The following is a 23,256-nucleotide window of genomic DNA, read 5'->3' as shown; positions in this document are numbered from 1 at the left end:
AATTGTCGATATCGAGGCACGTAGCGTTTGCGCTCGCCGTTTCACTCGCTGCTTGCGGCGGACAAAAGGGTAGCGGTGAAGGCCGTGCGCCGACCGTGGTCGGCGGCGTGGTGGAGCCCATGCGCTTTGTCGACAGCATCGATGCCGTGGGCACCGCTTTTGCACGCGAATCCACAACGCTGACCTCCACCGTCACCGAACGCGTGGAATCGCTGCGCTTCACGGATGGCGCCTATGTGCAGGCAGGCACCGTGATCGCCGTGCTGCGCACGGTCGAGCAGAATGCGGACCTTGCCAGCGCCCAGGCTCGCTCGCGGGAAGCGCAGCAGCAGCTCAGCCGTCTGCGGGAGCTTCAGCAGCGCGGTTTCGCCACCAATGCCAGCATCGACGCCCAAACCGCCGCGCGCGACCAGGCGCGGGCCGAAGCGGGTGCCATCCGCGCACAGATCGGCGACCGCATTATCCGGGCGCCCTTCTCCGGCGTCGTCGGCCTGCGCCGCCTCTCGCCGGGCAGCGTCGTCACGGCGGGCACCGAAATCGCAACGATCAGCGACATCAGCTCGATCAAGCTCGATTTCACCGTACCCGAGCGGTTCATCTCGGCGGTGAAGGCCGGCCAGAATATCGAGGCGCGCGCGCAGGCATGGCCCGGGGAAGTGTTCCACGGCACGGTGGAAGGCGTCGAGCCGCAGGTCGACCCCGTCACCCGCTCGGTTGCCGTCCGCGCGCTGCTGCCAAACCCTGATCGCCGCCTGAACCCGGGGATGCTCCTCACCGTATCCATCGTGACCAATCCCCGCGAAGCGCTCGCCGTTCCCGAACTCGCGCTTGTCGCGCAGGGCGATCGCCAGTTCGTGTTCCGGCTCGATCAGAAGAACGTCGCGAACCGCGTTCCGGTCGAGGTCGGGATGCGGTCGGGTGGCATGGTGGAAGTCACCGGCGGCCTCAATCGCGGCGATCGCATCGTTGCCGACGGCGTCGTGAAGGTGCGCGACGATGCGGAGGTGCGGCCGGTGTTTCCGGGGGAACCTGAAAAATCCACTACCGGAGCCCTCTCCGGCGCCGCAGCGGGCGCAGGGAAGTCTCGGTGATCCTTTCTGATGTCTCCGTCAAACGCCCGGTGTTCGCGGCTGTTATCAGCCTCATCATTGTGCTCGCCGGCGTTATCGCCTTCTTCTCTCTACCTGTGCGCGAGTATCCGGCCATCGAACCGCCGGTCGTCTCGGTCGAGGTGGTGTATCCCGGCGCGGCTGCCAGCGTCGTCGAATCGCGCATAACCCAGCTTATCGAGGACCGGATCGCCGGCATCGAAGGCATCGACATGATCCGTTCGCGTTCGCGCGACGGCGTGTCCGACGTCTCCATCGAATTCTCCGCGACGCGCGATGTGGACGATGCGGCAAACGACGTCCGCGACCGTGTCAGCAGCCTTGCGGACGATCTGCCCGACGAGGTGATCCCACCGGAGATTCGCAAGGTCGACGTCGATTCGCAGCCGATCCTGTGGATGCACCTCTCCGGCGAGGAGCGCGATCCGCTTTGGCTCGCCGACTACGCGGACCGCATCCTCGTCGACCGTTTCTCTTCGATCGACGGCGTCGCGCGCGTCATGGTTGGCGGCCTCTCGCGGCCCGCCATGCGGATATGGCTCGATCGGGCGAAGCTCGCCGCCTACCGGCTTACGCCGGGTGACATAGAGACTGCGCTTCGCGCCCAGAACATCGAATTGCCCGCGGGTCGTGTCGAGGCGGAATCGAAGAATCTCACGGTTCGCGTCGCCCGCGCCTACAGCAAGGTGGAAGACTTCAACAGTCTCGTCATTTCGCGCGGCGCAGACGGCCATCTGGTTCGCCTCGGCGATGTCGCCCGCATCGAAATCGGCCCCGAAAATCCGTACAGCTACTTCCGATCGAACGGCAAGCCCGGCGTCGGCATCGGCATCGTCCGCCAATCGGGCGCGAACACGCTGGCCGTCGCTGAAGAGGTCAGGGCGCGGATAGACGATACGCGCAAGATGCTGCCGGCCGGTCTCAGCATCGACATTTCGAACGACAGCTCGGTGTTCATTTCCGCCGCCATCGAGAACGTCTGGAAGACACTCGCCGAAGCGTCCGTTCTCGTTATTCTCGTGATCTATATTTTTCTGGGCTCGGCGCGTGCCACGCTGATTCCCGCGGTCACCGTGCCGATCTGTCTGATCGCGACCTTCGCCGTCCTTTGGGCGCTCGGGCTTTCGATCAACCTGCTCACGCTGCTCGCGCTGGTGCTCGCGATCGGCCTTGTCGTCGACGACGCCATCGTTGTGCTCGAAAACATCTATTATCGCATCGAACACGGCGAAACCCCGCTCGTCGCCGCCTATGAAGGCGCGCGGCAGGTCGCCTTCGCGGTGGTTGCGACAACAGCAGTTGTCTGTTCCGTGTTCGTGCCGATCATGTTCCTCGCGGGAAACACCGGGCTGCTGTTTCGCGAGCTTGCCGCCGCGATGATCGGCGCGGTCGCCTTCTCCGGGTTCATCGCGCTGACGCTGACGCCGATGCTCTGCTCGAAGATGCTGAAGCCGGAAACCGGCGCGAACCGCATGACGAAATGGGTCGACCAGCGTTTCGATCGCCTGTCCGCCGCCTACGACCGTTTGCTCGGCCGACTGCTCACACGGCCGCTGCTGATCGGCGGCGTTTCGGCTGCCATGGTCGCCGGCTGCATTGCGCTCGCGACCACGCTCCCGTCTGAACTCGCCCCGCTCGAAGACACGGGCAACCTGCAAGTCAGTGTCACTGCAGCAGAAGGCACCGGCTACGACCAGATGGTCCGCTATATGGAGGACTTGCAGGCGCGCGTGCTGCCGATGGTGAACGAAGGACCCATCCGCCGCCTGATGGTTCGCGCGCCCGGCAGTTGGGGCACGACGGAGGATTTCTCCACCGGCCGCATGGTGCTTTTCCTGAAGCCGTGGTCCGAACGGGAAGAAACGACCGCGGAAACCGCGCAGATGATCCAGAAGACGCTGGAGGATTACCCCGGCGTCCGCAGCTTCGCATCGGGCGGACAAACGATCGGCGCGAACCGCGGCGGCCGCCCGATCCGCTTCGTCATCGCCGGCGCAACGTTCGAGGAGCTCGCCCGCGCCCGCGATGCGATCATCGATGCAGCCGCGTCCTATCCCGGCATCCAGAACCTCGAAGCCGATTACAAGGAAACCAAGCCGCAGCTCCTTGTCGATATCGACACGACGCGCGCAGGTGATCTTGGCGTCTCCGTCAACGAGATCGGCCGCACGCTTGAAACCATGATGGGGTCACGCCGCGTCACCACCTACATCGATCGCGGCGAGGAATACCGCGTCATCGTGCAGGCCGAGGGCAAGGACCGGCTGACGCCGCAGGACCTCTCCAACGTCTATGTCCGCTCGCGCACGGGCGATGTCATTCCGCTCTCAAACCTCGTGTCGCTGCGCAGCTTCGCGGACGCGGGCGAGCTTGGCCATTTCAACAAGCTCCGCGCCATCACGCTCGAAGGCTCGGTCGCGCCGGGCTATTCGCTTGGAGAGGCGCTCAACTGGCTGGAGTCGGAAGCCTCGACGCTGCCCGAAGTCGCCGCCATCGGCTATGACGGCGAAAGCCGCGCCTTCAAGCAGACGGGCGGTGCGATCTGGGGCGTGCTCGGCGTCACTATCCTGCTCGTCTTCCTCGTGCTCGCCGCGCAGTTCGAAAGCTGGGTGCATCCGGGCGTCATCGTGCTCACCGTGCCGCTCGCGGTGGGCGGCGGCCTGCTCGGGCTTGTTGTCATGGGCCAATCGCTCAACCTCTACAGCCAGATCGGCATCGTCATGCTCGTCGGGCTCGCGGCGAAGAACGGCATCCTCATCGTAGAGTTCGCGAACCAGCTACGCGATCAGGGTATCGCGTTCGACGACGCGATCCGCCGCGCCGCCGTGCGCCGCCTGCGTCCCGTCATCATGACCTCGATCGCAACTGTCGCGGGCGCGGTGCCGCTGATGCTCGCAAGCGGTGCGGGCGCGGCCTCGCGGCAGGCGATCGGCACGGTCGTCGTCTGGGGCGTCAGCCTCGCGACGCTGCTCACGCTGTTCGTCATCCCCGTCTTCTACCGGCGCCTCGCCCGCGGCACCGGCTCACCGCTTGCGGTCTCGCGCAAGCTGGAAGAGGAGCGCGGCACGGCGCCGGCGCCGGCGGAGTAAAAGCGATGGCGCTGCCCAAGGCTCTTCGAATCGCCTTTCTCACGGTTCCCGGCGTGATGCTTCTGGGTTCGCTTTCGGGGGTCCTGGCAGGGTCGGGCGAGGACAATCCCTGGTTTGCGGAGCTTGCGAAGCCCGCGCTTTACCCGCCCGGTTTCGTGTTCGGCATCGTCTGGACGACGCTCTACGCACTGATGGGCATCGCCATCGCGCGCGTCCTTGCCGCGCCCTCCGGGCCGGAGCGACACCGCGCCGCCCTGCTGTTCGCCGCCCAGCTTGTGCTCAACCTGTTATGGTCCACGCTCTTCTTCAAGCTGCACACGCTCGGCCCCAGCTTCGCGCTCATCCTCGTCATCCTTGCCGCCGCGCTCGCCACGACGTTCGCGTTCGCACGGCTGGACCGCCTCGCGGCGTGGCTGCTCGTCCCCTATCTCGCGTGGCTCTGCTTCGCCGCCGGGCTTGCCTTCCGCATCTGGCAGTTGAATCCGGGCGCGGCGCCGCCATATTAGACGCACAACACAGCGAAGGCCCCGTCCATGCAGTCCAAAAACCGCTTCTTCGACGATTTCTCGCGCATGGCGACCGGCGCCATGGGCTCACTCGCCGGCATGGGCCGCGAGATGGAAGCGGGCTTTCGCGCGCGCATGGAAGAATTTGTCGGCGGGCTCGATCTCGTGAAGCGCGAGGAATTCGACGCCGTCAAGCAGATGGCGGCGAACGCCCGCGCCGAGAATGAGGAGCTGAAGGCGCGAATCGCCAAGCTTGAAGCTGCGGCGGGAACGACGCCCCCAAAGGCCGCGCCGGCGCGCAAACCCGCGGCGAAGAAGGCTGGAAAATCAGCGCCCGCAGCCTGATATCCACAGTAAATTCGCAGCCGTCGGCGCGCAGTGTCTTGCGTGTCGCCGCCGAGCATCGCACCATATATGGTGCAGGCTTGAACACTATCGGACCAACTATTGACCGAACTCGAACTTGAAATGGCCCAGGCCACGGCAGCGCCGCTCGACATGCTCGAGCATTATTTCGGCGCGCATGGCTGGTCGTTCGAGCGCGCCAGTGACGAAGAACTCATCGCCCGTGTCGAAGGCAGCTGGACGACGTATCAGCTCCGTGCGCTCTGGCGCGAGGAAGAGCGCGTCCTCCAGTTCATCGCCATGCCCGACATCCGCGTGCCGGAAAACCGCCGGACCGCAGTGTGGGAAGCGCTCAGCCTCATCAACGAGCAGCTCTGGCTCGGCCACTTCGAGATGTGGTCGGTGGACGGCACGCTCCTCTTCCGCCACGCCTCCATGCTCGACGGCTCGGACGAAGACAGCGGCCTCTCGCTCGCGCAGGCCGAAACGCTGGTCGAAGCGGCCGTCGATGAGTGCGAACGCTACTACCCCGTGTTCCAGTTCATCCTCTGGGCCGGCAAAACTCCGCGCGAGGCCCTTGACGCCGCGCTGATCGATACGGTGGGCGAGGCCTGACATTTCGGAAATCGTTATTAGACAATAATAAGTATTGTGATTTTGACACCCTGAGCCTATCGCGAATTCACGTTGTTTGAGGGGAAACAGCATGAACACTCGTTTCGCGGCAGTATTTCTCTTGCCTACAGTGATTACCTTGCCCGCCACTGCGCAAGAAACACAACCTGCCGGCGTTCAAATTTCCGCACAAAATGTGGAAAATACAGCACTTACAAACGACGATATTATTAAATTGCTTGCCGCAGGCATTGGCGAACCTGCGATCATTGCGAAGATAAAAAGTTCACCATCGCAATTTGATCTTTCGACCGATCATCTGATTGCCTTGAGCTCAAAAGGTGTAACTTCCAACATCCTAGCAGCCATGCTGGACTCAGCCCGAGGCGTAACCGCAGCAAAAGAGCAAGAGCTTTCACTCGACTCTCCGGACCCATCTGTTCCGCACTATACCGGTGTTTATTTGATGACGGATGCCCCTTCGGTCAAAATGCAGCGCATTAACCCCACGGCTTCCAATCAGGCGAAAACCGGCGGCATTCTCGGCTATGCCCTTACCATGGGCATCGCCTCCATGAGCGTGAAAGCCGCGATCCCCAACGATGCGGCGCGCATCACCACCAAATCGGCGAAACCTGTCTTCTATTTCTATTTTGACGAATCCGTCCCGAAAGGCGCTGGCAACGGGTCAAGCACATGGGTCAACGGCGTTGGAACCGTCGTATCCTCGCCTGCCGAGCTTACGCTTACCCAATTCGTCGTAAAGAAAGGGCGCCGCGAAGCCAGGGTCGGAAGCGTCAACATTGCCGGCGCCAAGTCCGGCGTCATGGACAAGGATCAGATCGCATTCGAAGCCGAACTTCTTCGTCCTGGCGTGTTTAAAGTCGTGCCTGCCGACAACCTTGCAGCAGGGCAATACGGCTTCATTCACGCAATGAGCGGTGGCGGCTCGGTCGCTGGCGGAGGCGCAATGACGGCACGGGTTTTTGACTTCGCCGTGGTAAAGTAATCTCACCCCTCACCTGCTCGCGCTTTACGGCGCCTTTGAACTCTGCGCGCCCCCCGAGCTGATCTCTACCGCGTGATAGGGCAAAGGCGCCTTCAACCTTTTCGGTCCTGCAAGCGAGGATCCCGCGACGCGGTCAAAGGTGCCGTCGCCGTCATCGTCGAACAGACATGCCCGGCCATAGGGGATGCCGAGCTGAAAGACCGTGATGGCCTCTGAGCAAACCTTCAGCTTTGAATCAGACTCCACCTGCCGGAGCATGGTTCCGGCGGGCATCTTCACCTTGGAGAGCGTCAGGCCGATTTCAAAGGCGTCGGGTAAGACATAAACGCCCTTGAGTGGCTGCGCCGATGCGGCTGCTCCGGAGAGGGCGAAAAGCCCGATCAGCCCATAGACACGCAGGGCGCTCACCCCGCGAGCGCCGCCTTAAGCAGTTCGTTCACTACCTTCGGGTTCGCCTTGCCGCCCGTCGCCTTCATCGTCTGTCCGACGAAGAAGCCGAACAGCGCTTCCTTCCCGGCCTTGTACTGCGCGACCTTGTCGGCGTTCGTCGCCAGCACCTCGGCGATTGCCGCGTCGAGCGCGCCGGTGTCGGAGACCTGCTTCAGGCCGCGTTCCTCGACGATCTTCTCGGGGTCGTCGCCGGTTTCCAGCATGATCTGGAACACGTCCTTGCCGAGCCGCCCTGAAAGCGTCCCGTCGCCGATCAGCGCGAGCAGCGTTGCGGCGTGTTCGGGGCTGATCGGGCTGTCGATGATGTCCTTGCCGAGCGCATTCAGCGCGCCGAACAGGTCGGAGATCACCCAGTTGGAGGCGGCGCGCGCGACTTCGGTGAGTGGCTTGCCCTGTTTCGCCGCACTCAGCGCCAGCATCCGCTCGAACCAGTCGGCAGCTTCCTTCTCGGCAGTCAGCACGCTTGCGTTATAATCGCTGATGCCGAGGTCGCGCACATAGCGCGCGTGCTTGGCATCCGGCAGCTCGGGCAGTTCCGCGCGCAGCGCTTCGACGAACGCTTCGTCGAACACCAGCGGCGGCAGATCGGGATCGGGGAAATATCGGTAATCGTGCGCATCTTCCTTGGAACGCAGCGAGCGCGTCTCCATCCGGCTCGGGTCGAACAGGCGCGTTTCCTGCACGATCGTGCCGCCGGCCTCGATGATCTCCACCTGCCGCTGCGCCTCATACTCGATCGCCGCCTGCACGAAACGAACGCTGTTCACGTTCTTGACCTCGCAGCGCGTGCCGAAGGGATCGCCCGGCTTCCGCACGCTGACGTTCACGTCGGCGCGCATGGAGCCTTCCTCCATGTTGCCGTCGCAGCTTCCCACATAGCGCAGGATCGAACGCAGCTTCTTCACATACGCCCCCGCCTCTTCAGGCGAACGCATGTCCGGCCGAGAGACGATCTCCATCAGCGCGACGCCCGAACGGTTGAGGTCGACATAGGAATAGCACGGCGACTGGTCGTGCATCGACTTGCCCGCATCCTGCTCCAGATGGATGCGCTCCAGCCCCACGGTCTTGGAGCGCCCTTCGCCGAGGTCGATATGGACCTCACCTTCGCCCACGATGGGGTGCTGGAACTGGCTGATCTGGTAGCCCTGCGGCAAATCCGCGTAGAAATAGTTCTTCCGGTCGAAGCGCGACCACATGTTGATCTGCGCTTCGAGCGCGAGGCCGGTGCGCACGGCCTGCTTCACGCATTCGCCGTTGATCACCGGCAGCATCCCAGGCATCGCCGCGTCGACAAGGCTCACCTGCGTGTTCGGCTCCGCCCCAAACTCGGTCGCGGCACCCGAGAACAGCTTGGCGTTCGACGTGACCTGCGCGTGCACTTCGAGGCCGATCACGACCTCCCATTCGCCGGTTTCGCCTTTGATGCGATAATCAGTCATTCTGCAGGCTTCCATTTCGCACTGGCGATCTGCTTAATCTCTGCAAATAGCGGATCGAGGTGCCGCTGAACGACAACAAGCCGTTCTGGTTCGAGATTTTCTAAGGTTTCGAACACGCCATCCAGCGATTCATCCGCATCTTCAGGAGAGACCAATCCCCGTTGAGCTAAAATTCTGAGAGAATGAAGCGACATATGGATTGCAGCCATTGCCAACGGAAAGCTGTGGTCGCTCATCTTACCACCACGCTTCCGGTCGTGCGGTGAACCCCGCAGCCTGTTCGATCGCATAGCCCGCGTTCAGCACGCCCTCTTCGTCGAGCGGACGCCCGATGATCTGGAGGCCGAGCGGCAACCCGTCGTCGGAAAGCCCGCCCGGCACGGACATCGCCGGAAGCCCCGCAAGGCTCGCGGGCACGCAGAACACGTCGTTCAGGTACATGGCGATCGGGTCGTCGACGTTGGCGCCGATGCCGAACGCCGCGCTCGGCGCGGTCGGGGCGAGGATCACGTCGCAGCGCTCGAACGCCTGCATGAAGTCGCGCTGGATGAGCGCCCGCACCTTCTGCGCCTTCAGGTAGTAGGCGTCGTAATAGCCCGCCGAAAGCACGTAGGTGCCGATCAGGATGCGCCGCTGCACCTCCGAACCGAAGCCCGCCGAGCGCGTCGCCTCGTACATGTCGATCAGGCTGCCGTTCTCCGGGGTTTCGCGCAGGCCAAAACGCACGCCGTCATAACGCGCGAGGTTGGACGACGCCTCGGCAGGGGCGATGATGTAGTAAGTCGGCAGCGCGTATTTCGTGTGCGGCAACGAGATGTCGACGATCTCCGCGCCCGCATCGCGCAGCATGTCCGCGCCCTTCTTCCACAGCGCCTCGATCTCGGTCGGGATGCCGTCGACCGTATATTCCTTCGGAATGCCGACGCGCTTGCCCTTCATGTCGCCGGTCAGCGCCGCCTCGAAGTCCGGCACCGGCAAGTCGAGGCTCGTCGAATCCTTGGGGTCGAATCCGCACATGGATTTCAGCAGGATCGCGCAGTCGCGCACGTCACGCGCCATCGGCCCGGCCTGATCGAGCGAGCTTGCGAACGCCACGATGCCCCAGCGCGAGCAGCGGCCATAGGTCGGCTTGATGCCCGAAATGCCCGTGAACGCCGCCGGCTGACGGATCGAGCCGCCGGTATCGGTGCCCGTCGCGCCCGCGACGAGCCGCGCCGCAACCGCCGCCGACGAACCGCCCGAGCTGCCGCCGGGCACGAGGCTTTCATTGCCCTTCCCGCGCCAAGGGTTGATGACCGTGCCGAACGCGCTCGTCTCGTTGGAGGAGCCCATGGCGAACTCATCCATGTTGAGTTTGCCGAGCATTCCCGCGCCGTCCGCAAGCAGCTTGCCGCTCACGGTCGATTCATAGGGCGGCTTGAAGCCCTTCAGGATGTTCGAAGCTGCCGCGCTCTGCACGCCTTCGGTCGCGAACAGGTCCTTGATACCGAGCGGAATACCCGACAGCGGCTTCGCCTCGCCCTTCGCGAGCGCCGCGTCAGCCACTTCGGCGGCTTTCAGCGCCAGTTCCGGGGTTTCCACCGTGAACGCATTCAGCACGCGCGCGGCTTCCACCGCCTTCACATGCGCCTCGGCAAGATCCTTCGCGGAGAAGTCCTTGGCGCGCAGTCCGTCGCGCATCTGGCCAAGTGTCAGGTCGGTGAGCACGGCCATTATTCGATCACCTTCGGCACAGCGAAGAAGCCGTATTCGGCCTTCGGCGCGTTCGACAACACCTTGTCCTGAATGCCGCCATCGGTGACGACATCCTCGCGCCAGCGCAGCGTGTTCGGGATCACCGCCGCGAGCGGCTCCACCCCGTCCGTATTCACCTCGCCCAGCATCTCCACCCAGCCGAGGATCTTGGAAAGCTCCTCGGCCATCACGGCGGACCTGTCGTCATCGATCTTGATGCGCGCAAGATGCGCGACGCGTTTGACGGTTGCAGCGTCAACGGACATGCAAAAAACCCCGGATTGATTGAGCCCGAGCCGTTAGCACGCGGCTTCGCCGCGCCGCAAGCGCTGTGGTGCCCGGCGTTATGCCGGACACTTCCCCGTGCCCGGCCCCTTCACGAAGCGGCCCGGGCGGGCGCCTGTTGGCTCGCCACCCTTCAGCACCTGCTGGCCGTTCACGAACACGTCGCGCACGCCCACAGAATACTGGTGCGGTTTCTCGAACGTCGCCTTGTCGGCGATCGTCGCGGGGTCGAAGACCACGACGTCGGCGAAGTAGCCCGGCGCCAGGCGTCCGCGCCCCTGGATGCCCATCTGCTCGGCGGAGAACGAGGTCAGCTGGCGCACCGCTTGCGAAAGCGTCGTCGTCTTCTCGTCGCGCACGTACTTGCCGAGGAAGCGCGGGATGTTGCCGTAGGCGCGCGGGTGCGTCGGCGATTTAAGGAACACGCCTTCCGTTGCCGGCGCCTCCGCGTCGGAGCCGAAGCTCATCCACGGCAGCGCCGTCTGCTTCGCAACGTTCTTCTCGTCCATCAGGAAGTAGATGGTGCCGATGCGGCTGCCGTCTTCCACCACGAGGTCCATTGCGGTTTCCTCCGGGCTCTTGCCGCGTTCACGCGCCACCTCGCCAAGCGTCTTGCCCGCGAGCGGTTTCAGCTTGTCGGTTTTGAAACCTACAAGAACCAGCCGTTCCGGCGACCCCGCCTGATAGTAGAGATTCTCCCAGCCGTCCCCGCGAGTCTTCATCTCCGCGGCGACCTTGGCGCGCACGGCGGGGTCCTGCAGCCGCTTGAACCAGGCCTCCTCGCCGCCTTCCTGCACCCACAGCGGCATGGATGCGTCGAGGCCGGTGCCGCCCGCCGGATAGGTGTACATGGTGGAGGTGATGTCGAGACCTTCCCTCTGCGCGGCCTCCACCTTCGCGACGACGGCGTCGAGCTTGCCCCAGTTGTCCTTGCCCGCCAGTTTCAGGTGATAAATGATCGCGGGCGCCTTCGATTGCCGCGAGATGTCGATCAGTTCATCCACGGCTTCAAGGATGTTGTCGCCTTCCGATCGCATGTGGCTGATGTAGCGCCCGCCGCAGGGCGCAGCCGCCTGCATCAGCGCGACGAGCTCCGGCTTTTCCGCGAACGATCCCGGCGCATAGATCAGCGCGGAGCCGACGCCGAGCGCGCCTTCGTTCATCGCGGCCTTCACCAGCCCCTGCATCCGCTTTAGCTGTTCAGCATTGGGATCGACATCGCCCTCGCCCAGTTCGTGGATGCGAACCGTCGCCGCACCCACGACGCTCGCGACGTTCGGGGAAATGCCGCGCTTTTCGAGATACGAGAGATAATCGCCAAGGCTCGTCCACTCGATATCGTACTTCATGTCGCCCATGCGGCTCGTGGACAGGCGCTTCATGTCGGCGTTCAGCGGTCCCATCGACCAGCCCTCGCCCATCACCTCCAGCGTCACGCCCTGCTTGAGGTCGGCGACACCGCGCGGATCGACGATCAGCGATTCAGTCGCCCAGCTGTGCGTATTGATGAAGCCCGGCGCCACGGCGAGGCCGGTGGCGTCGATCTCGGTGCGCCCGCGCGCGGCAGGGCCGACCGAAACCACCTTGTCGCCGTCGATCGCAACGTCGCCCACCGCAGCAGCGCCGCCCGAGCCGTCGTAGATCGTGCCGCCTCGGATCACGAGATCATGAAGCGCGGGCGTTGACCCGGCCGTTGCGCAGGCGGCGAGCGGGAGAGTGATGCAGATGGCGAAAGGAACCTTGGCAATACGCATGGTGTTAACCCCTATATTCTCGTTGCATGGACACCATGCTAAGCGCCCGGACAAAGGAGTCCAGCAACTTGGCCGCACGTCGGTTTCTCGCCATCATCGCCGCCCTCATATTTCTCGCGATCGTCGGCACGGTCGCGTACCGGCTTTTCGCGCCCTATCTGATGCGCGCGGCCTTCGTCCCGGATGTGAGCTTCGCCGAAAGCCCCAAGCCGCCGCCCACGTTCTACGATCGCGCGGATGCGTGGCTCACCCGCCCCGGCCTTCCGGCCGATGTGGTGCGCTGGACTCCTGAAGGCTACAGCCCGGCGCCGAAGCCCGCCGTCGCGGTATTCTATGTGCATCCGACCACCTATCTGCGCGGCGACCGCTGGAACGCGCCCATCGCGCTCACCGGCGATCCGCGCTTCCGGCAGACGGTGTTTCTGCGAAGCCAGGCGAGCGTGTTCAACGGCATCGGAGAGATCTGGGCACCGAGATATCGCCAGGCGACCTTCGGTGCGTTCCTTTCGCTCGGCGAGCCGGATTCGGCGAAGGCCTTCGCCGTTGCCTACAGCGACATCGAAAAAGCATTCGAACTGTTCCTGCGCGAAATCCCGGCCGACCGGAAAATCATCCTTGCCGGTCACAGCCAGGGATCGCTGCATCTCGTCTCGCTGCTCGCGCAGAAGATCGCCGGTACGCCCGTGGCGGACCGGATTGTCGCAGCCTATCTGATCGGCTGGCCGATCTCGATCGAGGCGGACCTCCCCGCGCTTGGGCTCAAGCCGTGCGAGACGCCGGAGCAGACCCGCTGCATCATCGCGTTCCAAAGCTATGCGGAGCCCGCGCAGCCGGAATCGATCTTCGATCCGTTCTACACGACGACCGGGCTCACAGGCGCGCCGCGCAAGGATACGCACCTTGTCTGCACCGATCCGCTGGCAGGGCCCGAAACGCCGCTCGAAGGCGCGGACCCGTTGGCGGAGGCGCTGCCCGACACCACAGAAGCCGAAGCCGCTGAAAGCGAAGCCGCAGACACCAACGCCGAAGCTGTCCCTCCGGCGGAAGACGATCCTTACGGCGCAGCGCGCAATCTCGGCACGCTGATCCCCTTGGACGAGACTTATTCCGATGCCCGCCTCGAACCCGGCGTCGTCGGCGCGAAGTGCATGGAAAAGGGCTATCTCAGCATCGGCGAGAAGCCGCCGGCGGAACTGCGTTCCTACGTGCTGCCCGGCAACAACTACCATGTGTACGATTACCCGCTCTTCTGGGCGAACCTGCGCACGGATGCGGAGCGCCGCACGCAGGCGGCGCTCACCGCGCCCGTCGCAGCCGCCGGGCGGAAGAAGTGAGCACACATTCAGCCTCGGAGTTTGCCGCGCAATTGCCGTCAGGCGGCGTTCTCGCCGGGCTCGATCTCGGCACGAAGACGATCGGCGTCGCATTCTGCGACGCCGAATGGCGCTTTGCGACCGCCGCGGAAACCATCGTCCGCCGCAAGCAGACGCAGGATTTCGCCGAGCTTCGCCGCCTCATCGGGAGCCGCGCGCTCGCAGGCTTCGTGCTTGGTTATCCGGTGAACATGGACGGCACGGACGGTCCCCGCGCGCAGGCCACCCGCGCCTTTGCCCGGTCGCTTGAAACCGAATTCACCCTACCCGTCCTCCTGTGGGACGAGCGGCTTTCCACCGTCGCCGTCACCCGCGAGATGATCGCGGCGGACATGAGCCGCGCCAAGCGCGCCGAACGCGTCGACGCCCTCGCTGCCGCACACATCCTGCAAGCGGCGATCGACGCGCTGGCGCTCGCCGCCTAGCTTCGCGCCGCGTCCTCGCGGTCGATTGCGACCAGCGAAATGCCCTTCGTCTCACGCATCACGAGCGCGGCGATCAGGCTCACCGCGCCTGCGAACATGATGTAAACGGCGATCGGCCACCACGTTTCGTATTCGCGCAGCAGCGCCGTGCCGATCAGCGGCGCCCATGATCCGGCAATGATCGCCGTCAACTGATAGCCGAGCGAGACGCCTGAATAGCGCATCCGCGTGGGGAACATCTCGGTCATGATCGCGGGCTGAGCCGCGTACATCAGCGAGTGGACGATCATGCCCGTGATGATCGCGGCAAGCACGATCCCCGTTGTCCCCGTGTCCAGCATCGGAAACGCAGCGAACGGCCAAACCATCGTCAGCGCCGCGCCAGCGATGTAGAGCGGACGCCGTCCGAACCGATCGGTGGCGTGCCCCACGGCGGGGATGATGAACGCGTGAATGATGTGCGCGAAGAACAGCAGCGTCAGGATACGCGTGGTGTCCCCGCCCCGGTGCGAGAGGTACGTGATCGAGAACGTCACCACCATGTAGTAAAGGATGTTCTCGGCAAAGCGCAGGCCCATCGCCGTGAACACGCGGCGCGGATAGAGCCGGAAGACCTCCTTGATCCCGTAGCCCGCGTGCGCCTTCTCTTCCATCTCGGCCTTCGCGGCCTTGAAGATCGGCGAATCCGACACCTGCGTGCGGATGTAGTAGCCGATGGCCACGATCACGACCGAAAGCCAGAAGCCAACACGCCAGCCCCAGGAGAGGAACGCCTCCTCGGAAAGCGTCGCCGAGAGCACGAGCAGCACCACCGTCGCGGCGAGGTTGCCGAGCGGCACCGCCGCGTGGGGGAAGCTGCCCCAGAAGCCGCGGCTGTGGTTTGGGCTGTGTTCGGTCACGAGCAGCACCGCCCCGCCCCATTCGCCGCCGAGCGCGAAGCCCTGAATGAAGCGCAGGGTCACCAGCAGCAGCGGCGCCCAGTAACCGATCTGGTGGAACGAGGGCAGGCAGCCCATCAGGAAGGTGGAAAGGCCGATAAGGATCAGGCTGAACTGCAGCAGCGACTTGCGGCCGACCTTGTCCCCGAAATGCCCGAAGATGATGCCGCCGAGCGGCCGCGCGATGAAGCCCACGGCATAGGTCGCGAACGCGGCGATGATGCCGTCGAGTTCGTTGCCGGTATCGGGGAAGAACAGCTTGCCGAACACGAGCGTCGCAACGGTGCCGTAGAGGAAGAATTCGTACCATTCGACGACCGTTCCGGCCATCGAAGCCCCCACCACCTTCTTGAGATACGGCAGGTCGGCGGTTTCTTCGTGCTTCATGGCGCTCCCCCCAATTTGCATATCGGCGTGCCCGGCGCATGTCCGCCCGTCAAGCCTGCATGTCGGCGGAGCGAAACGCCTGTCCTGCAGCCCGCAAGATGCTGTAGCAGGAAGCCATGATCCCTCGCCCAGCGTCCCCGCCGGTCCCGCGCGCCCTCCTCTCCTGTTTCGCCCCTTGCCCCTCCAGGCACGGGCGTCTAAAGGCTCGGCTTTAATGACATCGACACAAGAACCCGCTCCGCTACCGGCCGTGCCGCCGGGCGTGCATCCCTTCCCGCATGCACATTTGCTTGGAATCGAGGGCCTGAAGCCCTGGGAAATCGGCTTCCTGCTTTCAGAAGCCGAACACTGGGTGGAACTCAGCCGCAGCGCGCACAAACGCGACGACCGGCTGGCAAGCCTCACCCAGATCAACGCCTTCTTCGAAAACTCGACGCGCACGCTGCTGTCGTTCGAGATCGCGGGCAAACGCCTCGGCGCGGACGTCGTGAACATGTCTGTCCAGTCCTCCTCGATGAAGAAGGGCGAAACCCTGCTCGACACGGCGCTTACGCTGAACGCCATGCACCCGGATGTGATCGTGATCCGTCACGATGCCTCGGGCGCGGTCGCGCTCATCGCCTCCAAGGTGGATTGCCCCGTGCTCAACGCGGGCGACGGCCGGCACGAGCACCCGACGCAGGCGCTGCTCGACGCGCTCACCATCCGCCGCCGCAAGGGCCGCATCGAAGGGCTGAAGGTCGCGATCTGTGGCGACATCCTGCACAGCCGCGTTGCCCGATCGAACTTCCACCTGCTTGCCGCGCTCGGCGCCGAAGTGCGCGCGGTCGCACCGCCGACGCTGATGCCTGCCGGAATCGAGCGGTTCGGCGTTACCGCCTTTACCGATATGGACGCGGGTCTCGAAGGCGCCGACGTCATCATGATGCTCAGGCTTCAGCGGGAGCGCATGGCGGGCGCCTACCTTCCCTCGGAGCGCGAGTATTTTCATTTCTACGGCCTCACCGCGAAGCGACTCGCGACCGCAGGCGACAACGTGCTCGTCATGCACCCCGGCCCGATGAACCGCGGCGTCGAAATTGAATCGCAGGTCGCCGATGACATCGCGCGTTCCGCGATCACGGAGCAGGTCGAGATGGGCGTCGCCGTCCGCATGGCGTGCCTCGACGTCCTGACCCGCGCCCGAAGAGGCGCGGCAGGTTGGGAGGCGCGCGCATGAGGCCGCTTGCAATCACGGGCGCCCGCGTCATCGATCCCGCGAGCGGAACGGACGCCACGCTCGACATCCTCGTTGCCGACCGCACGGTCGCGGCCATCGGCAAATCCGAAATCCCTTCGGACGCCCAGCGCATCGATGCCTCAGGTCTTGTCGCCGCGCCGGGCCTTGTCGATGCGGGCGTGTTCAAGTCCGAGCCCGCCGCGTTCCTGGCGGGCGGCATCACACGCACGCTGCTGATGCCCGATCAGTCACCAGTGATCGACGATCCCGCGCTCGCCGAGCGCGCGCAGCGCATCGGAAAGCCGCACGTGTGGGTACATCCGCTCGCGGCCGCGACGCGCGGTCTTGCGGGCACCGAGCTTGCCGAAGTTGCGCTGATGAAGGCAGCGGGCGCTGTCGCCATCGCCACTGGCCGCCGCCAGATCGCTTCGTCGGCGGTGATGTACCGTCTGCTGCAATACGCCGCTGCGTTCGATCTCGTCACCGTCGTCCATGCCGAGGATGCCGCGCTCACCGAGGGCGCGGAGGCGACAACGGGCGAAATCGCGACCCGGCTCGGCCTCGCGTCGGCGCCCGCCATCGCCGAAGCCATCGCCATCGCGCGCGATGTCCGCCTTGCCGAAGCAGCGGGCGCGCGGCTCCACATCCACAAGGTGACGACCGCAGAGGGGCTCGATGTCATCCGCGCCGCACGTCAGCGCGGCGCGCGTATCACCTGCGGCACTGCCCCCGCCTATCTGTTGCTGAACGACGAGGCCGTCACCGGCTACCGAACCTTCACGCGCCTTTCGCCCCCGCTCCGCAGCGAAGACGATCGCCGCGCGCTGCTTGGAGGCCTGGCGGACGGCACGATCGATTGCCTTACCTCCGCGCACGATCCACGCGGGCAGGACGAAAAGCGGCTGCCCTTCGCGCAGGCGACTCCGGGCATGTCCGGCGCGGAGACGCTGCTCGCGCTGGCGATTTCGGCGGGTGAGAATGCGGATGTGCCCCTCGCGCGCCTCATCGCAATGATGAGCGCGACACCGGCAGCGATATTCGGGGTTCCTGGCGGCACGCTCGCCAAAGGCGCACCTGCGGACATCGTGCTGTTCGATGCCGGTGCGCCGTGGCGGATCGATGCGTCTAAATTTGTCTCGGCAAGCGACAACACGCCGTTCGACGGGCTTCCTGTTCAGGGCCGGGTCAAATGGACGGTGAAGGGCGGCGAAATCGCTTTCGCCGGCTGATCAGGCCTTCTTGGAGCTCGTGGCTTCCGGGGCGCCCGCGCCCTTGCGAACAAAGCAGCTATAGCCCTCGGCCTTCAGGTTCCGGCAGAGATCGACCGCTTCGGTCACGTTCGCGAACGAGCCGATAGCGAGACGGTGGTACGTCGCCCCTTTGACCGCGATCTGGCTCCGGATCGGCTCGAATTCGCCAAGCGCGCTGTTCTTGCGGATGAGTGTCTGCCAGCCCGCGGTCAGGAACTCGGGCTTCGCGTAGGAACCGAGCTGAACGACCCACGCGCCGTGCGTCGGCTTTGCCAGCGCACGCACTTCCCGCTTCACGGCGGCAACCGGCTTCGGTGCGTCAAAACCTGGCTGCACCGCGCGAATCTTCACGATCGGCTGAGCCGGTTCAGCCGCGACCGGCACCTCGGCCCGCGCAATGGCGACAGGCGCCGCACGAACGATCGGCGCAGGCTCAGCAGCAGCAACTGCCGGCTCGGCAACAGCCGCAACGGCCGCAACAGCCACAGGCTCCGGCGCGCTCTCCACGGCCGGTGCAGCTTCCACGGCCGCTACCATCACGTCGGCCTGCGGCTTTGCCTGCTCCGGCGGCGCCCAGGCGAGTGCCACCGGGCGACCCGCGTCGTTCGCTGCCATCTCCACGCCAAGCACAGAGGCCGTGCGCCACGAGCTATCCGTATTGGAGGCAATCGCCGCCCATTCCGCAACGCGCGCATCAACAGCGTCCGGCGACAGGTCCATCGAAGCGGTCGTGCGCGCTGCGGCCCATTCGCCGGCAAGCGCCTGCGCAAGCGCGAGGTTCTGGCGGAGGCGCGGCGTCGAATCGCCAGCGCGGACCGACGACTCAAGCAGGCTGATCGCCTTGCGCGTCTCGCCCGAAAGCGCGAGCGCGAGGCCGACATCGGCGGCAAGTGAAGGCTCGGCGGCAAGCGCGTCGAGCGATGAAAGCGCCGTATAACGATTGCCCGCCGCGAGCGACGAAAGCGCGGCACGGAAGCGAACGTTCGCATCGGCGGGGTTCATCGCAGAAAGGTCGCCATAGGCTTCGGCAGCCGACTGGTAGCGGCCCGCCGCCGTATAGGCCTTCGCAAGCGAGAAGCGCGCATCGGCGTTCTGCGGGTCAGCGGTGACGGCCAGCTCCGCAAAGCTGATCGCGGCAACGGGGTTGCCAGCGAGCCGCGCGGCTTCCGCCTGTTTGACGAGAACGACAGAGGGCTGCGGCGCATCGACAGAGCCGATCGCCGTGTTCACGTGCGCCACCGGGCTGTTCGAGGACTGGCACGCCGTCAGAGAGACCCCGAGCGTGAATGCACTCGCGGCCAGCTTGAGCACCGTACTGCGCTGAGTCTGCATGGTCTTGGCCCCTTACCCCGTCGTTCGCGCCTAGTTGGCGGCGGTCTTCCTCACGTCTTTCAACGCGTCCGGAAAATGCGTGGACAGATATTCGTCGAGCGCCGCGGTCACGAGCTGCTGCGCGGACTGGTTCGCATAGACGCACGCAAGGCGCAGCTTCATGTGACGCTCCGGATCGAGCCGCAGCGTGAACGCCGCCTTCGCCTTTGAGCCGGCCACCGCACGCGGGCGGTGTACGGGCTGCGCGGGTGTCACGTTGATCGTCGGGATCGCGACAGCCACCGGCGCGGGCGAAGCCACCGGAACGTCGGGCAGGTCGACAGCCTCGGCCTCAGGCGCGGGAACGACCGCAGCCGCAGCGGCCGCGAACTCGTCGGCGATCGCCTGCTGCTGAGCCGCAACCGGAGACGGCACGGACTCGTCGAAATCCACAACCGGACGCGGCTGGAAATGCATCGGCTGCGCCGGCATCAGCGCGGCGCGCTGTTCGGCGGTCAACATATCCGTGCCGCCCATGTCGTTCCAACCGAGATCGTCGTCGGACGCAAAGCCGTAGCCCTGCGGCCGCATCGCCGGACGCGCTTGTCCCTTCCGCGCGAGTAGACCGGCGGTCAAAGAAGCATAGTTGGCCTCGTTCATAACTTACCTTTCCCCGGAACGGCCCCTTGCATCTTATTGTTAACTTGCTGCTTTCCGACCGAACCCGCCGGCGGCCCGCACGGCAGGAGTCGGTACGTGCTGGCCCGGCGCGTTGAACACCGTCCGGCGGAAATTCTTCTCAAGGCGGTCCGCGATGTACGTCCACAGCTCCACGATTTCCTGAGCGGACTTGCCGTCAGGTTCGATTTCCATGACCGTGCGGCCATCGATCATCGACGCGGCGAAATCGGTGCGGTGGTGCAGCGTCACCGGCGCGACCGTGCCGTGCTGCGAGAGCGCGACGGCGGCCTCGTAGGTGATCTTGGCGCGCGGTGTCGCGGCGTTCACTACGAAGATGAGCGGTTTGCCTGCGCGCTCGCATAGCTCGACCGTGGCGCCGGCGGCGCGCAGATCGTGCGGGCTCGGGCGGGTCGGGATGACGACGAGTTCGGCAACGGAAAGCACGCTCTGGATGGCGACGGTGATCGCCGGCGGCGTGTCGATGACGGCGAGCTTGAAGCCCTTCTGCCGCAGCATTTCAAGATCGGTAACGAGACGCGCGACGGTCGTCTGCGCGAATGCGGGCATTTCGGCCTCACGCTCGTTCCACCAGTCGGCAAGCGAGCCCTGGGGATCGATATCGATGAGAACGACAGGCCCCGCGCCGGCCCTCTGCGCCTGAACAGCGAGATGGCCGCTGAGCGTGGTCTTGCCCGAACCGCCCTTTTGTGAAGCTAACGCGAGAACGCGCATTGGCTTTTCCCCATAGACTCTGCGAATTGCAAGGGCATGGATGGCACGTACAAAGCTAATTTTCGGTAAAGCCTTGGGGTTATTTCTTGCAAACTCTCCGATGATTGCGTGCGAAAAATGCGGCGGGGAGTTTCCGTGCGCGACATCGTAACCACTGTCGGGGATTCCCTTGCCGGAAAGACTGCTCTAGAGAACGCCACCATGCGACACGGCCTCATCACCGCGACTGCGTTTCTTGCCCTTTTCGTTTCGGTTCCGGCACTTGGCGGGGTCAAGGAGGGCGTCGTCAAATGGCAGGCGAGCGATTACAAAGGCGCCGTCGTCGAATGGATGCCGTTCGCCGCGAAGGGCGATCCCGACGCGCTCTTCAATATGGGCCAGGCCTATAAGCTCGGGCGCGGCGTCCCGCTCGACAAGGCGAAGGCGGAAGACTTCTACCGCCGGGCTGCGGACAAGGGCCATGCGCCCGCCCAGTCCAACCTCGGCATCCTGCTCGCCCAGCGCGGCGAGAAGGCGCAAGCTGCGGAACTCTGGCAGAAAGCGGCCGCAAAGCGTGATGCCCGCGCGCAATACATGCTCGGCGTGCTCCACTTCAACGGCGACACACTGCCGAAGAACTGGCCGCTGGCCTTTGCTTATATGACGCAGGCGAACAGCGCCGGCCTCCCGCAGGCCGGGCGCGCGCTTGCCACCATGACGGCAAGCCTGTCGCCCGCAGACCGGGCCGCGGGCAGCGAGATGGCCGCGGCGATGACGGCGGGGGACAAGCTTGCATCAAGCGGCAAGCCCCTGCTTGCCCCCGCCCCGCGCAAGCTCACCAACACCATTGCTGTGGAAAAGCCGCAAGCAGCTGCGCCGAAGCCCGCGCAATCGACTGCCGCACCCGCGGCGATCAGCCCGCGTCCGTCTGCGGCGCCAGGCCGCACGGTGGTGACCAACACCGACATTCCGCAGCCCCGCGCTGCCGCACCGGCCCCCAGCGCCGCAAGCGGCGGCGAATGGCGCATCCAGCTCGGCGCCTTCTCCCAGGAAGCCCGCGCCCGTGAGGCCTGGACGACGCTGCGACGCGAATATCCGGCGATCGTGTCGGGCCTGGAACCGACTTATGCGTCAGGCGGCGCGATGATTCGCCTGCAGGCCGGGCGCTTTGCGAACGCGGGCGATGCCAACGCCGTCTGCCAGCGCCTGCGCGATACCGGCAGACCGTGCTTCGCGGTCCACACCAATTAACCTTTCATCGACGGCTTTGCGCTAGCTCTGGATACCCGCGGGACGCGTATGTCCCGAGAGTTGCTTTAGTGCGGGACAGGCGGCGAATGATCGGCAACAACATCAGCGAATTCCCCCGGCGACATGCTGCGATCCGCAGCGGGAGGTTCTGCACGCTTCACGCCGCAGGCGTGGACGTCAGCGCCGCGCTCCGCGATATTTCGGCTGCCGGCGCCTTCATCGAAACCGACTATGCGCTCCATATTGATGAGCCAGTCGTGCTCTCCCACCCGCTCGCCGGAGCGATTCGCGCGCAGGTCGTCCGCGTCGGCCGGGACGGCGCGGCGCTGCGCTTCCTCGCGGGCGAGGATGCGGCGACCTTCGCGCTCGCCTCGCTCTGCGCCGGTATGACGTCGGCCGCCGATTACACACTGAATGCCTGACAGCATCCCGATGCGCGGACCTCTGCGGCAGCGCCTGCGTGCATGGTGGGAAGGCTATGACCTTGCCGAGCTGAAACGCCGCCTCGCCGCCCGTGTCGCAAACGAGGATGCAGCGCCCTCCCAGCGTCCGCTGCCGCATCCCTCCCCGATTTCGCGAGCGCAGCCGGTTCCTTCGCAGCCTTCCGACCCCACGAGCTGGACGCCCGAGCGTCTGGCGGCCGCACAGATCGTGTGGGGGCACGGTTCACTGACACCGCGCGGCACCTCTCAGTTGAGGGCGCTGTCGGCGCGTGCCGGGCTGGGGCAGCGCAGCCGCGCTCTGCACCTTGGCGCGGAACTCGGCGGCGTGGCGAGCGAACTTCAATCGGCGATCGGCTGCACCGTGCTCGCCGCCGAAACGCAGAAGCCGCTCGCCGACGCTTCGGATGGGCGCGTGCGGCTTCTCCGCGCGGCCGACAGTGCGTTGCTTTCGGATGCGGACTTCGTTCTCGTCGACAGCCTCGCCGAGCGCGGCGAGCCGTTGACGACGCTGCTACGCAGCCAGTGCGAAACGCTCGTGCCCGGCGGGCAGGTGGCGGTGCGCAGCCTCGTTCTCACCGACGAACGCCAGACGACATCGCCGCGTTACCGCGAATGGGCAGACGCGGAGCCCGTGCGTCCGCGCCTGCGCTCCGTGGAGACACTTTCACGATTGATCGAGGATGCGCGCCTCTCCGTCGTCGCGGTCAGCGACATTTCCACGGACTATGCCGCGGAGGTGGAATACAGCTGGGGCGGCGCGATCGACCGCATTCGTGCCATGCACCGCACGGCCGCAGGGCAAGCGTTGATCCCGCAGCTCCTTGCTGAAGGCGAACGCTGGCTGAACCGCATCGAGCTCATCCGCGAGGGCGCGATCGGCGCCCGTATCCTGATCGCCACGCGCAGGGACCGCGCTAGGCGCTAGGCGT

At 65.2% G+C, this 23,256-nt stretch carries 23 protein-coding genes; 13 read left to right on the top strand and 10 right to left on the bottom strand.

The genetic code is table 11. From position 1 onward, the window contains the following. Nucleotides 1–2: 2 nt before the first annotated feature. The 6 genes from DFR51_RS06115 to DFR51_RS18735 all read left to right on the top strand — a co-directional run bounded on the left by DFR51_RS06115 (nt 3) and on the right by DFR51_RS18735 (nt 6,673). Nucleotides 3–1,091 (top strand): efflux RND transporter periplasmic adaptor subunit, encoded by a 1,089-nt coding sequence (locus DFR51_RS06115; RefSeq protein WP_243445397.1) that lies wholly within the window; start codon nt 3–5, stop codon nt 1,089–1,091. After that, nucleotides 1,088–4,198: an efflux RND transporter permease subunit gene (locus DFR51_RS06110; RefSeq protein WP_121048092.1), complete on the top strand. Its 3,111-nt coding sequence runs from the start codon at nt 1,088–1,090 to the stop codon at nt 4,196–4,198. The genes DFR51_RS06115 and DFR51_RS06110 overlap by 4 nt, the downstream gene beginning before the upstream one ends. A 5-nt stretch (nt 4,199–4,203) precedes the next feature. Then, nucleotides 4,204–4,704, top strand: a complete 501-nt coding sequence (locus DFR51_RS06105; RefSeq protein WP_121048091.1) for a TspO/MBR family protein — start codon at nt 4,204–4,206, stop codon at nt 4,702–4,704. Between the two features lie 27 nt (nt 4,705–4,731). Beyond that, nucleotides 4,732–5,049, top strand: coding sequence for an accessory factor UbiK family protein (locus DFR51_RS06100; RefSeq protein WP_121048090.1), 318 nt, complete (start codon nt 4,732–4,734; stop codon nt 5,047–5,049). A gap of 123 nt (nt 5,050–5,172) precedes the next feature. After that, nucleotides 5,173–5,664 (top strand): type III secretion system chaperone family protein, encoded by a 492-nt coding sequence (locus tag DFR51_RS06095; protein WP_121049867.1) that lies wholly within the window; start codon nt 5,173–5,175, stop codon nt 5,662–5,664. A 91-nt stretch (nt 5,665–5,755) separates the two neighbouring features. Then, on the top strand, nt 5,756–6,673 hold the full coding sequence (locus DFR51_RS18735; RefSeq protein WP_126494733.1) for a hypothetical protein: 918 nt from the start codon (nt 5,756–5,758) through the stop codon (nt 6,671–6,673). Nucleotides 6,674–6,697: 24 nt separating this feature from the next. On the opposite strand, the gene DFR51_RS06085 is transcribed toward DFR51_RS18735, so the two are convergent. The 6 genes from DFR51_RS06085 to DFR51_RS06065 all read right to left on the bottom strand — a co-directional run bounded on the left by DFR51_RS06085 (nt 6,698) and on the right by DFR51_RS06065 (nt 12,338). After that, a complete protein-coding gene (locus DFR51_RS06085) occupies nt 6,698–7,081 on the bottom strand; it encodes a hypothetical protein (RefSeq protein WP_121048088.1) in 384 nt (127 codons plus the stop codon). Then, the gene (gatB, locus tag DFR51_RS06080; RefSeq protein WP_121048087.1) at nt 7,078–8,565 is read right to left on the bottom strand and encodes an Asp-tRNA(Asn)/Glu-tRNA(Gln) amidotransferase subunit GatB; all 1,488 of its coding nucleotides are present in this window, start codon (nt 8,563–8,565) and stop codon (nt 7,078–7,080) included. The genes DFR51_RS06085 and gatB overlap by 4 nt, the downstream gene beginning before the upstream one ends. Beyond that, nucleotides 8,562–8,801: a hypothetical protein gene (locus tag DFR51_RS18730; protein ID WP_126494731.1), complete on the bottom strand. Its 240-nt coding sequence runs from the start codon at nt 8,799–8,801 to the stop codon at nt 8,562–8,564. The genes gatB and DFR51_RS18730 overlap by 4 nt, the downstream gene beginning before the upstream one ends. 1 nt (nt 8,802) lies before the next feature. Beyond that, on the bottom strand, nt 8,803–10,278 hold the full coding sequence (gene gatA, locus DFR51_RS06075) for an Asp-tRNA(Asn)/Glu-tRNA(Gln) amidotransferase subunit GatA (protein ID WP_121048086.1): 1,476 nt from the start codon (nt 10,276–10,278) through the stop codon (nt 8,803–8,805). After that, entirely contained in the window at nt 10,278–10,565 is a 288-nt protein-coding gene (gatC, locus tag DFR51_RS06070; RefSeq protein ID WP_121048085.1) for an Asp-tRNA(Asn)/Glu-tRNA(Gln) amidotransferase subunit GatC, read from the bottom strand. The genes gatA and gatC overlap by 1 nt, the downstream gene beginning before the upstream one ends. Before the next feature lie 78 nt (nt 10,566–10,643). After that, nucleotides 10,644–12,338, bottom strand: coding sequence for an N-acyl-D-amino-acid deacylase family protein (locus tag DFR51_RS06065; protein ID WP_121048084.1), 1,695 nt, complete (start codon nt 12,336–12,338; stop codon nt 10,644–10,646). A gap of 68 nt (nt 12,339–12,406) precedes the next feature. Here DFR51_RS06065 and DFR51_RS06060 point away from each other — a divergent pair, with 68 nt between their 5' ends. Together DFR51_RS06060 and ruvX are read left to right on the top strand one after the other, a co-directional pair. Then, nucleotides 12,407–13,672 (top strand): DUF3089 domain-containing protein, encoded by a 1,266-nt coding sequence (locus tag DFR51_RS06060; RefSeq protein ID WP_243445396.1) that lies wholly within the window; start codon nt 12,407–12,409, stop codon nt 13,670–13,672. Further along, nucleotides 13,669–14,136, top strand: coding sequence for a Holliday junction resolvase RuvX (gene ruvX, locus DFR51_RS06055; protein ID WP_121048083.1), 468 nt, complete (start codon nt 13,669–13,671; stop codon nt 14,134–14,136). Before DFR51_RS06060 ends, ruvX begins: the two co-directional genes overlap by 4 nt. Here the strand turns inward: ruvX and DFR51_RS06050 are convergent. Further along, nucleotides 14,133–15,461 carry an MFS transporter gene (locus tag DFR51_RS06050; RefSeq protein WP_121048082.1) on the bottom strand — a complete coding sequence of 443 codons (1,329 nt, stop codon included), beginning with the start codon at nt 15,459–15,461 and terminating at the stop codon, nt 14,133–14,135. The genes ruvX and DFR51_RS06050 overlap by 4 nt on opposite strands. Before the next feature lie 214 nt (nt 15,462–15,675). On the opposite strand from DFR51_RS06050, the gene DFR51_RS06045 reads away from it, so the two are divergent. Together DFR51_RS06045 and DFR51_RS06040 are read left to right on the top strand one after the other, a co-directional pair. Beyond that, nucleotides 15,676–16,680 carry an aspartate carbamoyltransferase catalytic subunit gene (locus DFR51_RS06045; protein ID WP_121048081.1) on the top strand — a complete coding sequence of 335 codons (1,005 nt, stop codon included), beginning with the start codon at nt 15,676–15,678 and terminating at the stop codon, nt 16,678–16,680. Then, entirely contained in the window at nt 16,677–17,909 is a 1,233-nt protein-coding gene (locus DFR51_RS06040; protein WP_121048080.1) for a dihydroorotase, read from the top strand. Before DFR51_RS06045 ends, DFR51_RS06040 begins: the two co-directional genes overlap by 4 nt. Here the strand turns inward: DFR51_RS06040 and DFR51_RS06035 are convergent, their stop codons facing one another. From DFR51_RS06035 to DFR51_RS06025, 3 genes are read right to left on the bottom strand one after another with little or no spacing between them, the layout of a single operon-like run. Then, entirely contained in the window at nt 17,910–19,262 is a 1,353-nt protein-coding gene (locus DFR51_RS06035) for an SPOR domain-containing protein (RefSeq protein ID WP_121048079.1), read from the bottom strand. It lies immediately after the preceding gene. Between the two features lie 30 nt (nt 19,263–19,292). Further along, the gene (locus DFR51_RS06030; RefSeq protein WP_121048078.1) at nt 19,293–19,901 is read right to left on the bottom strand and encodes a hypothetical protein; all 609 of its coding nucleotides are present in this window, start codon (nt 19,899–19,901) and stop codon (nt 19,293–19,295) included. Nucleotides 19,902–19,940: 39 nt separating this feature from the next. Further along, a complete protein-coding gene (locus DFR51_RS06025) occupies nt 19,941–20,654 on the bottom strand; it encodes an AAA family ATPase (protein WP_121048077.1) in 714 nt (237 codons plus the stop codon). Between the two features lie 135 nt (nt 20,655–20,789). Between DFR51_RS06025 and DFR51_RS06020 the strand changes: the two genes are divergently transcribed. From DFR51_RS06020 to DFR51_RS06010, 3 genes are all read left to right on the top strand, one after another. Further along, nucleotides 20,790–21,884: an SPOR domain-containing protein gene (locus DFR51_RS06020; RefSeq protein ID WP_160119192.1), complete on the top strand. Its 1,095-nt coding sequence runs from the start codon at nt 20,790–20,792 to the stop codon at nt 21,882–21,884. Between the two features lie 86 nt (nt 21,885–21,970). Then, complete coding sequence (locus tag DFR51_RS06015; RefSeq protein WP_121048075.1) at nt 21,971–22,306, top strand: PilZ domain-containing protein; 336 nt, start codon at nt 21,971–21,973, stop codon at nt 22,304–22,306. A 10-nt stretch (nt 22,307–22,316) separates the two neighbouring features. Next, the gene (locus DFR51_RS06010; RefSeq protein ID WP_126494729.1) at nt 22,317–23,252 is read left to right on the top strand and encodes a hypothetical protein; all 936 of its coding nucleotides are present in this window, start codon (nt 22,317–22,319) and stop codon (nt 23,250–23,252) included. Nucleotides 23,253–23,256 lie beyond the last annotated feature (4 nt).

The sequence above is a fragment of the Sphingosinicella microcystinivorans genome (genome assembly GCF_003634215.1).
Lineage (GTDB): Bacteria > Pseudomonadota > Alphaproteobacteria > Sphingomonadales > Sphingomonadaceae > Sphingosinicella > Sphingosinicella microcystinivorans.
The sequence above is the reverse complement of the archived record's forward strand: the minus strand, read 5'-3'. Positions and strand labels throughout refer to the sequence as shown.